Source organism: Rhizobium sp. FG96 (assembly GCF_057808655.1).
On sequence record NZ_JBMDIL010000015.1, the window covers coordinates 57,243 to 70,386 of the forward strand.

Annotated in this window: 13 protein-coding genes; 7 read left to right on the forward strand and 6 right to left on the reverse strand. The window is 63.5% G+C overall.

Translation table 11 applies throughout. The features are described from left to right. Positions 1–32 precede the first annotated feature (32 nt). Together ACODR6_RS25625 and ACODR6_RS25630 are read left to right on the forward strand one after the other, a co-directional pair. On the forward strand, positions 33–593 hold the full coding sequence (locus ACODR6_RS25625; protein ID WP_489025128.1) for a class I SAM-dependent methyltransferase: 561 nt from the start codon (positions 33–35) through the stop codon (positions 591–593). A gap of 66 nt (positions 594–659) precedes the next feature. Then, the gene (locus tag ACODR6_RS25630) at positions 660–1,646 is read left to right on the forward strand and encodes a FecR family protein (RefSeq protein WP_489025129.1); all 987 of its coding nucleotides are present in this window, start codon (positions 660–662) and stop codon (positions 1,644–1,646) included. On the opposite strand, the gene ACODR6_RS25635 is transcribed toward ACODR6_RS25630, so the two are convergent. Further along, on the reverse strand, positions 1,643–3,820 hold the full coding sequence (locus ACODR6_RS25635; protein ID WP_489025263.1) for a CHASE2 domain-containing protein: 2,178 nt from the start codon (positions 3,818–3,820) through the stop codon (positions 1,643–1,645). The two genes, ACODR6_RS25630 and ACODR6_RS25635, sit on opposite strands and share 4 nt — an antisense overlap. Before the next feature lie 268 nt (positions 3,821–4,088). Here ACODR6_RS25635 and rpsU point away from each other — a divergent pair, with 268 nt between their 5' ends. From rpsU to ACODR6_RS25660, 5 genes are all read left to right on the forward strand, one after another. After that, positions 4,089–4,301, forward strand: a complete 213-nt coding sequence (gene rpsU / locus ACODR6_RS25640) for a 30S ribosomal protein S21 (RefSeq protein ID WP_003585885.1) — start codon at positions 4,089–4,091, stop codon at positions 4,299–4,301. A gap of 139 nt (positions 4,302–4,440) precedes the next feature. Continuing rightward, positions 4,441–5,310, forward strand: a complete 870-nt coding sequence (locus ACODR6_RS25645) for a tetratricopeptide repeat protein (RefSeq protein WP_112719725.1) — start codon at positions 4,441–4,443, stop codon at positions 5,308–5,310. Positions 5,311–5,334: 24 nt separating this feature from the next. Continuing rightward, a complete protein-coding gene (locus ACODR6_RS25650) occupies positions 5,335–6,399 on the forward strand; it encodes an NAD(P)/FAD-dependent oxidoreductase (RefSeq protein ID WP_489025130.1) in 1,065 nt (354 codons plus the stop codon). A gap of 209 nt (positions 6,400–6,608) precedes the next feature. Then, the gene (locus ACODR6_RS25655; protein ID WP_489025131.1) at positions 6,609–8,267 is read left to right on the forward strand and encodes a sensor histidine kinase; all 1,659 of its coding nucleotides are present in this window, start codon (positions 6,609–6,611) and stop codon (positions 8,265–8,267) included. A 63-nt stretch (positions 8,268–8,330) separates the two neighbouring features. After that, complete coding sequence (locus ACODR6_RS25660) at positions 8,331–8,813, forward strand: DUF992 domain-containing protein (RefSeq protein WP_449098032.1); 483 nt, start codon at positions 8,331–8,333, stop codon at positions 8,811–8,813. A gap of 76 nt (positions 8,814–8,889) precedes the next feature. Here ACODR6_RS25660 and ACODR6_RS25665 read toward each other — a convergent pair whose 3' ends face one another. The 5 genes from ACODR6_RS25665 to ACODR6_RS25685 all read right to left on the reverse strand — a co-directional run bounded on the left by ACODR6_RS25665 (position 8,890) and on the right by ACODR6_RS25685 (position 13,094). Continuing rightward, a complete protein-coding gene (locus tag ACODR6_RS25665) occupies positions 8,890–10,284 on the reverse strand; it encodes an NAD(P)(+) transhydrogenase (Re/Si-specific) subunit beta (RefSeq protein WP_489025133.1) in 1,395 nt (464 codons plus the stop codon). A 10-nt stretch (positions 10,285–10,294) separates the two neighbouring features. After that, positions 10,295–10,693, reverse strand: a complete 399-nt coding sequence (locus ACODR6_RS25670) for a proton-translocating transhydrogenase family protein (RefSeq protein ID WP_112719730.1) — start codon at positions 10,691–10,693, stop codon at positions 10,295–10,297. Continuing rightward, complete coding sequence (locus tag ACODR6_RS25675; protein ID WP_489025134.1) at positions 10,693–11,841, reverse strand: Re/Si-specific NAD(P)(+) transhydrogenase subunit alpha; 1,149 nt, start codon at positions 11,839–11,841, stop codon at positions 10,693–10,695. Before ACODR6_RS25675 ends, ACODR6_RS25670 begins: the two co-directional genes overlap by 1 nt. A 97-nt stretch (positions 11,842–11,938) precedes the next feature. Beyond that, positions 11,939–12,163 (reverse strand): aa3-type cytochrome c oxidase subunit IV, encoded by a 225-nt coding sequence (locus ACODR6_RS25680; RefSeq protein ID WP_112719732.1) that lies wholly within the window; start codon positions 12,161–12,163, stop codon positions 11,939–11,941. Positions 12,164–12,341: 178 nt separating this feature from the next. Beyond that, positions 12,342–13,094, reverse strand: a complete 753-nt coding sequence (locus ACODR6_RS25685) for an N-acyl amino acid synthase FeeM domain-containing protein (protein ID WP_112719844.1) — start codon at positions 13,092–13,094, stop codon at positions 12,342–12,344. Between the last annotated feature and the right edge of the window lie 50 nt (positions 13,095–13,144).

Here is a 13,144-nt window from a genome sequence, read left to right on the forward strand (position 1 = left end):
CGGGCGTCAGCAAAAGCCCCGGAGAGCTCACGATGACCAAAACCTTCCTTGCAACATTTCTGAAGACGCTGTTCGCGGCACCGAAAACCGTCGGAGCGATCGCGCCATCGAGCTCCGGCCTCGCGCGTCTGATGACCTCGGAGATCGATCCCGCCGCGGGTCCCGTCCTCGAGCTCGGGCCGGGAACAGGCATCTTCACCCGGGCCCTGATCGCCCGCGGCATGTCGCCAAGAAACCTGACGCTGGTCGAGGTCGAAACCAGCTTCGTCAATCTACTGCGCCGCCGCTTCCCGCAGGCAACCGTCCTGCAGCACGACGCCCGGCGGCTGCATCAGCTGGACCGCGAGGATTTCGCAGCCGTCGTCAGCGGCCTGCCGCTGCGTAATATGAGCGAGGAGACAATCCATGCGATCGTCTCCGGCGCCTTCTCGCTGATGCCGCGGGGCGGCCGCTTCTATCAGTTCACCTACGGCCAGCGATGCTCGGTCCCGGCCCCCGTTCTGCGTTCGCTCGGGCTGCAGGCGCGCAGGCTCGGCCGCGTCCAGCTGAACCTGCCGCCCGCCTCGGTCTACTGCCTTTCCAGACAGGGTTAGCCCAAGAGGGCAGGCAGACCGCCCAATACCGCACATGCTAATATCCATATGTGTGAGGGGTATTTCATGTTGCGTTTGCGTTGCGCCATCGTCGTGGCGCTCGGTCTGTTGTTGCTCAATGCCTGGACGGCCGCCGCTGCGGAGCCTGTCGGCGAAGCTGTGCAGATCAAGACGGAAGTCACCGGCGAGCAGGGCCCCCTCATCGTCAGCTCCTCCGTCTATCGCGACGAGCGCATCCGCACCTCGCAATCCGGCCTCGGCCAGTTCGTTTTCCGCGACGGCACCAAGCTTGCCGTCGGCTGGGGTTCGTCGGTGGTCATCGACCGCTACGTCTTCGACGATTCCGATTCTGTGAAACGCCTCAGCATCAAGGCGGCCAAAGGCACGTTCCGCTGGATCAGCGGCAGCTCGAAATCATCGGCCTACCAGATTCTGACACCGGCCGGCACGATCGGCGTGCGCGGTACCGCCTTCGACTTCTATGTCGGCCCCGACGGGACGACGGCGGTAGTGCTGTTGAATGGCGCCGCGCAATTCTGCGGTCCCGGCGGCTGCCGCCAGCTGACACAGCGCTGCGATTGCGTGGTCGCCAAGCGCAATGGTGCAATGACGGACGTAAGGCCTGTCGACCGCAACGTGCTCGACACCCTGGGTACAGCACGCGCCCTGCCGTTTCTCTCCGGCAACCAGCGTCTTTCCGGAATGATGGGAACGAGCTGCGGCATGACCGCGGCTCTCCGCGACCGGCGCGATCCGGTCGCCCCGGCGCCCCGCGTCGCGCCACCACCACCTCCGCCCCCGGAAAAGCCACCGAAACCGCACAAGCCGGATAAGCCGCACAAGCCTCATAAGCCCGACAAGCCGCACAAGCCTGACCGGCCGGACAGACCGGATAGGCCAGACAGGCCTGATCGTCCCGACCGCGATCACCACGGCGATCACGACCGCGGCGACGATGACCACGGAAGAGGCGATCGCGACGGCGACCGGGGCAATGACAGGGATCGTGGCGGCTGGGGCGGCAAGGGCCGCGGCTGGAGCAACAACCGCTAGGTCGCCGCCCGCGGCTGCTCCTCCGCCTCCGTATCCGCGTGGCGGAAGTGATCGGCGCGCCGCGCCAGCTTGCGATAGAAATCCGGCAATTGCGGCGAGACGATCTTGGCCCGCAGACGCACCGCGCTTGCAAGCCGCCGGAGCTTCGACGAGCGGATGCGAAGCGCCGCCAGCAATTCACTGTGCAGGCTGCGTAATTCCTCAAACTCCGCAGAGGCGGCAAGCTCGGCATCGCCGACGACGGCAAAGAGCTCGGTGCGTGTACTCTTGCCCTTCAGCCCCACGGCCCCGGCTTCGAGCAGGGCGATCTCCGGCTGGCGCCGCGCTGTCTCCTCGGAGATCAGAATATCGAAGCCGACCTCCTTGCAGGAGGATTCGATGCGTGCCGCGACATTCACGGCATCCCCAACGGCAGAGTAATTGAAGCGCGTTTCCGCCCCCATATTGCCGACGCAGGCAATGCCGGTGTGGATGCCGATGCCGATCCCGACCGGATTGTCCGTTCCGAAACCGAAGGCATCCGTCGCGTTCAGCCGCTCCAGCGTCTCGCGCATTGCCAGCGCCGCGCGCACCGCCTTGGCCTCATGATCGGCGACATCAACGGGCGCATTCCAGAACGCCATGATCGAGTCGCCGATGAATTTGTCGAGCGTCCCCTCGTTCTCGATCACATGGCGGCTCAATGCATCGAGCAGCGTGTTGAGGAAGCCGACGACGGCGGTCGGCGCCAGCCGCTCGCTGATCGCCGTGAAATGCCGGACGTCGACGAACATCACGGTGAGCTCACGATCATCGCCACCGAGCCGCAGCGCATCGCGGTTATGCTCGATCCGGTAGAGCAACGACGGCGAGAGATAATGACCGAAGGCACGCCGCACCTCGCGCCGCTCGCGGTCGATGACCAGGATGCGGAAGGAGGTCGCGGCGAAATGGGTGATCGAGCCGCCGACGATCGGCGCCAGCGGATCGAAGAGCAGGCCGAGCGCCGAGAAGCAGAACCAGGAAGCCGCAAGCGCCAGCGCCGTAATCGCCAGACCGCAGACGAGCGCGACGGCCGGGCTGACGAAGGTGGTGACGAAGACCAGCAGCGTACCGAGCACCGCGATCGACAGGATCTCCAGACCATCGGCCCAATCCGGCCGCGACAGGAAGTGACCGGAAAGGATCTGCTCGGCCGTCTGCGCATGCAGGGAAACACCCGGCACGTTCTCGCCGAGCGCCGTGGTGCGGATATCCTGAAGTCCCGCGGCCGAAGTGCCGATGAAGATGATGCTGCCATTGATCGCCTCGCCGACCGCAGGCGGCGGATCGGCCGCTCCGAGGATCAGCCGGGCGGAGATATAGCGCTCGGCCCGATCAGGCGTCACGTAAAGCCAGAGCTCACCGGCAGAGGTGACGGGGACAACGAAATCGCCGATCTTGGCCGAGGTCATGATACCAGCAATTCCAGGTGCGCCGGCGAGCACATAGGTTGACGCCCCCTGCGCGACGCGCAGCGCCTCCATCGCAAGATTGGGATAGAACTGATTGCCGTCGCTGACGAAGAGCGGAACGGCGCGTACGACGGGCGAAGGATTGCCGGGATTGAGGCTGATATGCCCGATCCCCGCGGCATTCTCAGCCAAACCCGGACGCAACGGCGTCGCGGCGGAGAGATGCGGCAGGGCCGAGGCCGGATCCTCGCCGGTGAAGGCGAAGCCTGCCTTGACCGGTGGCCGGTAATCGCCCTCGTTGGAAAGACCGAAGCCCAGCACCACGGGCTTGCCGGCAATCGCATCGGCAAAGATCTGATCGTTATCGGGGAGCCTGGCGATGACGTCAGGCGCGATCCCCTCGATCCCCGCGGCCAGCGAGCGCGGCGACAGCCGGTCCGGCTCGGCAAACAGCATGTCGAAGGCGATCGCCGCCGCACCCAGGTCCGAGAGCCGCTCAACAAGTAGCGCCAGCCGGTCGCGCGGCCAGGGCCACTGGCCGAATTCCTTCAGCGATGCCTCGTCGATATCGATGACATGAACCGGCACCGGCTCGAAGGGCCGCGGCGCAATCCGCTGATACTCGTCGAAAGTGACATCCCGCGCCTGCTGCAGCAGCGGCGGATCGCTCGCCCGAACGGCGGTCAGCGCCACAACGATCAACAGACCGATAAAGACGCCGATTTGCTGCGTACGCGTCATAAACATGCAGCGCCCTTGAGCTTGAGCCGCAAATCTACGATGCTTTCCGGGGAAAGACCATTCGCCCGTATGGATGGGTTTCGGTCTTGCAACCTCGGCGCCAATCCCCATTTTTTCCGTGAAAGCCGCTATCCCGGCTGGACTTCACCAATCTGATCTGCTATCCCGCATCACCAATCGCAAGGCTCTCGCCGCGCGAACGTTATGTTTTTGCCTCTGGCGCCGTGTCGCCTCATGGCGCAACCAAAACCAAAGGAACGTGATTCTCGTGCAGGTACTCGTCCGCGATAACAATGTTGACCAGGCTCTCCGCGCTCTCAAGAAGAAGATGCAGCGCGAAGGTATTTTCCGCGAAATGAAGATGCGCGACTATTACGAGAAGCCGTCGCAGAAGCGCGCTCGCGAAAAGGCTGAAGCCGTTCGCCGCGTTCGCAAGCTGGCTCGCAAGCGGGCACAGCGCGAAGGTCTGGTTGCACGCTAAGGCGTTGCCGTCGTTATTTCGACGTTTTCAGATGCATGTTGGCGGGGGCGATTGGTGTCGCCGCCGCCTTTTTAATTTTTGCCGCTGAAAGATCGCATATCCGGCTGCCGCGGATATGACGCATGGGGAAAGCGCACGAATGGCTGATTTCTTGTTCTCTTCGTCCCGGTCCTTGCGCGCGCCCAAGGCGCGGCTGCTGCCGATGCTCGCGGTTCTCGCCGCGGCCGGTCTCGCAGGTTGCCAGACCGACAACACCTCCGATGCCGTGATCCGCATCGACAAGGCCCAGGGCTCGGAAGGGAACATCGCCTCGCTGACCTCGGTGATCAACGCCAATCCGCGCGATCCCGAAGGCTACAACGTTCGTGGCTCCGCCTATGGCCGCGCCGGCCAGTTCAAGGCTGCGCTCAACGACTTCAACACCGCGCTGCAGATCAACCCGCGCTTCTATCAGGCCTATGCCAACCGCGCGCTGGTCTACCGCAATATGGGTCAGCAGCAGCAGGCGATCGGCGACTATAATGCCGCCCTGCAGATCAACCCGAACTACGACGTCGCTTATATCGGCCGCGGTAACGTTTACCGTCAGGCTGGTCAGGACGACGCTGCCTTCAACGACTTCTCCAAGGCGATCCAGCTCGGAACGACGGACGGGCGCGCCTATCACAATCGCGGCCTGATCTTCCAGAAGCGCAATCAGCAGGACAAGGCGATCGACGACTTCTCGAAGGCGATCTCGCTCTCTCCGAATTCGCCCGAGCCCTATAACGGCCGCGGCATTTCCTATATCGCGCTGAACGACGACGACAACGCCTTCGCCGATTTCAACCACGCGATCGAGCTCAACGGCAATGTCGCCGAATCCTGGGCCAACCAGGCGCTGGTCTATGAGCGCCGCGGCGACAAGGACAAGGCGATGCGCTCCTATCGCCACGCTGTCGGCCTCGACCCGAAATACCAGCCGGCCCGCGACGGCATGGCTCGACTCGGCGCACCCAGCAACGGCTGATCCTGAAGCATCGGAGACGGCACCATGGCGGCGAAACAACGTGTGATCGTCGCCGGTGCCGGTATCATCGGCGCCTCCATCGCCTGGCACCTGACCCGCGATGGCGCCGATGTCACTGTGATCGCCGAAGATACCGGCGGCGTTGCGACACCCAATTCCTTTGCCTGGATCAATGCCAGCTGGGGCAATCCCGAATTCTATTTCCGCTTCCGCCGCCGCTCGATGGCCGAGTGGAAACGTCTGGCTGCGGAATTGCCCGGCCTGCCGCTTTCCTGGTGCGGCGGCATCTGCTGGGATCTGCCAGAGGCTGAACTGCTCGCCTATCAGAAAGAGCATGCGAGCTGGGGCTATGACATCCGCCGCATCGGCAAGACCGATATCGCCGCCCGCGAACCTTTCCTGACACAACTCCCCGATTTTGCCCTCGATGCCGCCGAAGAAGGCGCCGTCGAACCGGTGGCCGCCGCCCGGTTGATGCTCGCCGATGCCGAAGCCCGCGGCGCCAAGTTCGTCACTGCTGCGGTGCGTGGATTGCTGCGCAGTGGCGAGCGCATTACCGGCATCGTCACCTCCGAGGGGATTTTCGAGGCTGACCATGTCGTGCTTGCGGCCGGCGCAGGATCTGTTCCGATCGCCGCCTCTGCCGGCGTCACTCTGCCGCTCGAAGCACCGGCCGGGCTGATCGTCCATTCCCGTCCTTTCGAAAAGCGCCTGAACGGCCTGGTGATTGCGATGGAACTTCACATGCGCCAGACCGCCGAAGGCCGCATCATTGCCGGAAGCGATTTCGGTGGCAGCGATCCCGGCGAAGATCATCGGGTCACAGCGGCAGCGCTGTTTGCCAAGGTGAAGGCCAACCTTGCCGAGAGCGACAGACTGTCGATGGATTTCTTCACCGTCGGCTACCGGCCGACACCGAAGGATGGTTTCCCGATCATCGGCAATGGCGGCGTTGACGGCCTCTACATCGCCGTCATGCATTCCGGCGTGACGCTGGCGCCGGTTGCCGGCCTGCTCGCATCCAAGGAAATTCTTTCCAGTGAACGCGACGCCATGCTGAAGCCTTTCGGGCTTACCCGGTTCAGCTGAACCTGTGTACGGAATCCGACAGAGCGCCTGCGTGCATTTAGTATGTTGCAACCCCTTCCCCCACCCCCTAACATGACGGGGCATCGATAGCAGGCTATCGGGAATCAGGACGCGTTGAGGGCAATGGCGGCAATGCAGTTTTCTGCTTTCGTAACTGTTGGCAAGAATTTCGCGTGCCTTGCCGCCCGGCATCCGGGAAGACCCTGCCGATGAGCCTGCGTTCCCGCATGTTTCCCAAGGCCTCGATCGGCACTTATCTGGTCGCCATGGCGGTTGCGATCGCCGTCCCGATCTTCGCCTTCGTGACCCTTCTCCTGCTGCAGCTGGAAGACAATCAGCGCGATACGCTGCGCCGCGAGACGGCGCAGGATGCGCTCGCCCTTTCCCGGTCCGTCGACCGGCAGCTGCAGGACATGGCGACGACCCTGCGCCTGCTCGCCACCTCGCCGGAGCTCGAGCACGAGGACTACGCTTCCTTCCACGCCCGCACCGAGACGGCCTTGCGCGGCGATACGCTCTTCGTCATCGCCACCGACAAGGAAGGCCAGCAGTTCCTCAACACCCGCCGCGATTTCGGCACCCAGCTCGGCAAGATGAGCAACCTGACGGCGCTGAAATATGCTCTCGACAGCGGCCGTATCGAAGCGTCCAACGTCTTCAAGGGATCGGTCAGCAACGAGTGGGTCTATAACGTCACGATGCCCGTCGATATCGGCAAGACGGCCGCGCTGATCATTACGCAGAATGCCAGCGACCTCGCCAAGATCCTGCAGCCGGAAGGCCTCGCACCCGGGTGGTCCGCCGCCGTCATCGACCAGTCGGGCCATGTGGTCGCTTCCAGCGGACCCTTTGCGATTGCGCCCGGCACCGCCTTCGATTCCCGTATCCTGCCGTCGCTGATCGCCTCGCGCGGCGTCTTCGAGGACACGGCAATTCTGCCGGACCAACTGCTCGGCTACGCGCAGATCCCCGGCTGGTCATGGAAGACGGTCATCTGGGGACCGATCTCGACGGCGCAGGCCTCGATCCTGACGACCTGGCGCTTCCTGATCATCGGCGGCATCGCGCTCCTTGCCGTCGCCGTCTTTGCCGCCTATGCCGTCGCCCGCCAGGTGCGCACGACGATCCGCGACATCGCCGAGATGGCAAACCGCATGGGCGAAGGCCATATCGTCGCCCCCATCGATACCAGCGTCATCGAAGCGAACCAGGTGGCGGTGGCGCTGTCGAACGCCTCCTTCGACCGCAGCCAGACCGAAGACCGGCTGCATTTCGTCATGCACGAGCTCGTTCATCGCACCAAGAACCTGCTGACGCTGGCGCAGGCGATGATGCGCCAGCTCGCCAAGCAGGCAGACAGCGTAGAGGGTTTCCAGGCGGCCGTCGCCGAGCGCCTCGATGGCCTCATCCGCTCGATCGAGCTCCTGACCAGCGAGCAATGGGCAGGCGCCTCACTGCGCCGCGTCATCGACATCCATCTCGATGCCTTCCCGCAGGCCGTCGATCAGATCGAGATATCAGGCAAGGATTTCATGCTGAAGCCGGAAGCGGTTCAGAACCTCGGCCTGACTCTGCATGAGCTTGCCACCAACTCTGTGAAATACGGCGCGTTCTCCGTTCCCGAGGGACGGGTGGCGCTCTCCTGGGAAGATGCCGAGGAAGAAAGCCAGACCGAGCCGATGCTGCGTTTCGTCTGGCGCGAGTCGCAGGGGCCGGAGGTCAGGAGCCCCGACCGTTCGGGCTTCGGCACGACCGTGATCAAGACCCATGCCGCCGCCGCATTTCGCGGCACGGTGCAGGTCGATTATCTGCCGGAAGGCCTTCTCTGGGTGCTGACCGCGCCGCGCAGCACGCTTGCCCGCGACTAGCCGGCAAAGGGAACAATCAAAAGCATCGCCCGTTTCGAACAGGTCATTCAAAGGAGAAGGACCATGTTCAAGCACACGATGATCGCAGCCGCCGCGCTGACCGCTGCAGCCTGCGCCACACCGGCGGCAGCTGCGGACTATGTCACTCTCGGCCGGCTGGTCTGCGGATCGGATGGAGGCCAGGGGCTCATCATCAAGTCCGAGAAGAACCTGATCTGCACCTACACCCCGGCCTCCGGTGGCATGAAGGCCGTCTATGCCGGCAAGATCGAGAAATTCGGTATCGATATCGGCGAGACCGGCAAGAGCGTGATGATCTGGCAGGTGCTCGCCAAGACCGGCACCGACTTCCCGCAATTTGCGCTGGCCGGCGAATATTACGGCGTCGGCGCCGATGCGAGCCTCGGTGCCGGTGCAGGCGCCAAGGTGATTGCCGGTGGCACCAACCAATCCTTCATGCTGCAGCCGCTGAACGTCCAGGCCCAGGAAGGCCTCAACCTGGCGGTTGGCGTGGAGAAGATGACGCTGGCGCCCGCCGCGACCTGAGAGGGTCCGGCGGCAATGGAAAAGGCCCGCTCTCCGGCGGGCCTTTTCGTATTCGGCATTATCGATACGGGCGGCGTCAGTGGCCGATCGACTTGTTGATCTCTTCCGTGACCTTCTTGGCATCGCCGAGCAGCATCATCGTGCCGTCCTTGTAGAACAGCGTGTTGTCGATGCCGGCGTAACCCGAGCCGAGTGAGCGCTTGACGAAGATGCAGGTCTTCGCCTTGTCGACATCGAGGATTGGCATGCCATAGATCGGCGAGGTCTTGTCGTCGCGCGCCGCCGGGTTGGTCACGTCGTTGGCGCCGATGACATAGGCGACGTCGGCCTGCGCGAATTCCGAGTTGATATCCTCAAGCTCGAAGACTTCGTCATAGGGCACATTCGCTTCGGCAAGCAGCACGTTCATATGGCCCGGCATACGGCCGGCGACCGGATGGATCGCGTATTTGACCTCGACGCCGGCCTTCTTGAGGTTATCGGCGAGTTCGCGCAGCGCATGCTGCGCCTGGGCGACCGCCATGCCGTAGCCCGGCACGATGATCACCTTGGAGGCATTGGCCATCAGATAGGCGGCGTCCTCGGCCGAGCCGAGCTTGACCGTCTTGTCGGAATTGTCGGCAGCCCCACCCGACACCTCGCCGCCGAAGCCGCCGAGAATGACCGAGACGAAGGAGCGGTTCATGCCCTTGCACATGATGTAGGACAGAATCGCACCCGACGAGCCGACCAGCGCACCGGTGATGATAAGCGCCAGATTGCCGAGCGTGAAGCCGATGCCGGCCGCCGCCCAGCCCGAATAGGAATTCAGCATCGAGACGACGACGGGCATGTCCGCGCCACCGATCGGCACGATCAGCAGCACGCCGAGCGCCAGCGCCAGCACGATGATTGCCCAGAAATCGAAATGGCTTTCGGTGACCGCAAGGCCGATGATGAAGAAGACGATCAGCACGAGCAGCGCGATATTGATGATGTGCCGGAAGGGCAGCATGATCGGCTTGCCGGACATGCGCCCGTCGAGCTTCAGGAAGGCGATGATCGAGCCGGTGAAGGTCAGCGCGCCGATCGCCGCGCCGATCGCCATCTCGACACGGGCTTCCGTATGGATCGAGCCGATATCGCCGATGCCGAAGGAGAGCGGCGTATAGAGCGCCGAGGCCGCAACAAGCACGGCGGCAAGGCCGACCAGCGAGTGGAAGCCGGCAACGAGCTGCGGCATCGAGGTCATCGGGATAACACGGGCGATATAGGCGCCTGCACCGCCGCCGATCGCGAGGCCAAGAACGATCAGCACGAAGCCGATGAAGGACGGCGTTGCCAGCACCAGCGTCGTGAGGATGGCGATCCCCATGCCGATCATGCCGTAGAGATTGCCCTTGCGGCTGGTGGCCGGATGCGAGAGGCCGCGAAGCGCCAGGATGAAGAGGACGCCGGAGACCAGATAGAGAAAAGCTGCGATGTTGGTCATGCGCCCGGCCTCACTTGTCCTTCTTGCGGTACATCGCCAGCATGCGCTGCGTGACGAGGAAGCCGCCGAAGATGTTGACCGAGACGAGGACCAGCGCCACGAAGCCGAAGCCGGTCGCAAGGCCGCTGGCCGAAATGCCGACCGCAAGCAGCGCGCCGACGACGATGACCGAGGAGATGGCGTTGGTAACCGCCATCAGCGGCGTATGCAGCGCCGGCGTCACCGACCAGACGACGTAATAGCCGACGAAGATCGCCAGCACGAAGATCGCCAGCTGGAAGACGAAGGGATCGATCATTCCGCCCGTTGCGGCGCTTGCCGCTTCAGGCGCATGGGCGGCGGCGGTCGCGACGGCCGTTACGGCGTCGTTCAGCTGCTGCAGCGCCTTGTCCATTTGTTCGCCGGCCATCAGTTGTCCCCCTTCTTCGCACCGCCGAATGCCGGATGCACGACATCGCCTGCATAGGTCAGCATCGTCGCCTTGATCAGCTCGTCTTCGAGGTTGATGACGACAGTCCTGGTGTCCTTGTTGACCATGGTCTCCAGGAAGGTGACGAGGTTCTTGGCGTAGAGCGCCGAGGCGCTGGCCGCGACGCGGCCGGCCATATTGGCAAAGCCGATGACCTTCACGCCTTCGACCTCGGCCACCTGATCAGCCACGGCACCTTCGATATTGCCGCCGCGTTCGACGGCCAGATCGACCGCGACCGCACCCGGCTTCATCGAGGTCAGCATCTCGCGCGAAACGAGGCGCGGTGCAGGACGGCCGGGGATCAGAGCGGTGGTGATGACGATGTCCTGCTTGGCGATATGCTCGGCAACCAGCGCCGCCTGCTTCGCCTGATACTCCTTGGACATTTCCTTGGCGTAGCCGCCGGCCGTTTCCGCTGCCTTGAACTCTTCGTCCTCGACGGCGATGAACTTGGCGCCGAGCGACGCAACCTGTTCCTTGGCAGCCGGGCGAACGTCGGTTGCAGAAACCGCAGCCCCGAGACGGCGTGCGGTGGCGATCGCCTGCAGACCGGCGACACCGGCGCCCATGACAAAGACCTTGGCCGCAGGCACCGTGCCAGCCGCCGTCATCATCATCGGCATGGCCCGGTCATAGACCGCAGCCGCCTCGATGACCGCCTGGTAACCGGCAAGATTGGCCTGTGAGGAGAGAACGTCCATCGACTGGGCGCGGGTGATGCGCGGCATCAGTTCCATCGCGAAGGTCGAGAGCCCGGCCTTCGCCATGCCGGCGATCGCTTCGTCGTTGCCGTAGGGATCCATGATGGCGATGACCACGGCACCGCTTTTGTAGCCGGCAATCTCGGCTTCCGCCGGACGCCGCACCTTGAGCACGACATCGGCCGTCGCCGCATCGGCAATCGTTCCGATCCGCGCACCCGCCGCTTCGAACTCCCTGTCAGGGATGCGGGACAACGCGCCGGCCCCAGCCTCGACGACGACGTCGAAACCGAGGTTCTTCATCTTCTTGACGGTCTCGGCAGACGCGGATACGCGCGTTTCCAAGTCCGCCGCTTCCTTTGCGACGAAAACGATATTGCCCAACTGCCCCCTCCTCCGGGTCAGCCAGACCGCCGCGGGTCTCCCCGCTTATGGCCCAAGCGTCAGCTTACGTTCTGGGAATGCCCTCCCCCTGCCGCGCTCAACGCAGCAGGACGATACCGGCAACGAGAATGATGAGGAAAACCAGGATGCCGCCGAGCAGGCCGCCACCGGTGAAGAAACCAGCCGTCATGCCGAGCAGCAGGGCAACGAGGAACATCGTGCCGTATTTCGCGCCAGCGATGAACAGGTTGTAAGTGGACTCATGTTCCTTGTAGTCCATCGGTGCGCCAACTTCGGCGGGTCCGGTGTGATGTTCGGCCATGAATTTCGTCTCCCTCAAATGCCCGGCCCGCACAGTGCGGCAGACCGCCTGAATGCCATGATTCCGCAGCACTTGCGGCGGAACAATCCCTGTTCAGGGCTTACACAAAGCCTTGAGAAAGCGCAATGCATGAGAATGCCGCATGCAGTACGGCCAAAGGCTTTCTTGCGACACGCAATCAGAGTGGCAGATCGGTGCCCAATTGCCCATCCGGAACGAAACGCGCCGTCGGCACGATCGTCAGCGCCGGAGCGCCCTTGCCCGGCGCCCTGCCATACATCATCCGCTGCTCGCTGGCGCTTGAGATGAAGAACGGATAGCGGGTCAGCAGCTTGCGCCCGACCTCCAGCACATTGGTCGCCATCAGCGTCAGGTCGAAGCCGTACATCTCGGTCATGCGCGAGGCGACGACCGTATCGGCATAGAAGACGCGCTTGTAGAAAGCCGCGTGCGCCGGACGCACATGCTGCAGCACCCGGTCAGCCCGGAAATGCGCAGCCGCGACGATGTTCGGCCGCAGCGTCAGATAGGGAAGCCAGGGAAGCTCGGCCGCCGCCTGCGGATCGGCGGCAAACCGCGCCGGATCGATCAGCGTCATCCCCGCATCGAGAAAGGCATCCATCTCGGCGGGAAAGATCCCGCCCGACTGCGAGACCCGATGATCGGGCGTCACATGGTGGATGCGGATCGTGCTGACAAGCTCTTCATAGTAGTAGAGGCCGAAGACATAGGCCTGGCTGTCGAAGTCGACATCGTCGATCAGGGTCTTGGCGGCGACAGGCAGAACCTCACGCGCCTTATAGGCGCGGAAGCGCAGACGCTCGACATCCTCCATGTCCTCGGTGCTCTCGATACGCCGGTATTCGACGTGATCGAGAACCTCCATGAGCTTCATGCTGAAATCGCTGACTGTCGAAAACCCGTCCGCCATCACGCCCACCGTTTGTTAACGGACTATTAAGCATACGGTTTCTTCTCGCG

Bases quoted from the DNA above. Each gene is read 5' to 3' on its own strand.
- ACODR6_RS25645 (WP_112719725.1), top strand. From the start codon at position 4,441: ATGGCTGATTTCTTGTTCTCTTCGTCCCGGTCCTTGCGCGCGCCCAAG.
- ACODR6_RS25680 (WP_112719732.1), bottom strand. From the start codon at position 12,163: ATGGCCGAACATCACACCGGACCCGCCGAAGTTGGCGCACCGATGGAC.
- ACODR6_RS25665 (WP_489025133.1), bottom strand. From the start codon at position 10,284: ATGACCAACATCGCAGCTTTTCTCTATCTGGTCTCCGGCGTCCTCTTC.
- ACODR6_RS25650 (WP_489025130.1), top strand. From the start codon at position 5,335: ATGGCGGCGAAACAACGTGTGATCGTCGCCGGTGCCGGTATCATCGGC.
- ACODR6_RS25685 (WP_112719844.1), bottom strand. From the start codon at position 13,094: ATGGCGGACGGGTTTTCGACAGTCAGCGATTTCAGCATGAAGCTCATG.
- ACODR6_RS25660 (WP_449098032.1), top strand. From the start codon at position 8,331: ATGTTCAAGCACACGATGATCGCAGCCGCCGCGCTGACCGCTGCAGCC.
- ACODR6_RS25625 (WP_489025128.1), top strand. From the start codon at position 33: ATGACCAAAACCTTCCTTGCAACATTTCTGAAGACGCTGTTCGCGGCA.
- ACODR6_RS25635 (WP_489025263.1), bottom strand. From the start codon at position 3,820: ATGACGCGTACGCAGCAAATCGGCGTCTTTATCGGTCTGTTGATCGTT.
- ACODR6_RS25655 (WP_489025131.1), top strand. From the start codon at position 6,609: ATGAGCCTGCGTTCCCGCATGTTTCCCAAGGCCTCGATCGGCACTTAT.
- ACODR6_RS25670 (WP_112719730.1), bottom strand. From the start codon at position 10,693: ATGGCCGGCGAACAAATGGACAAGGCGCTGCAGCAGCTGAACGACGCC.
- ACODR6_RS25630 (WP_489025129.1), top strand. From the start codon at position 660: ATGTTGCGTTTGCGTTGCGCCATCGTCGTGGCGCTCGGTCTGTTGTTG.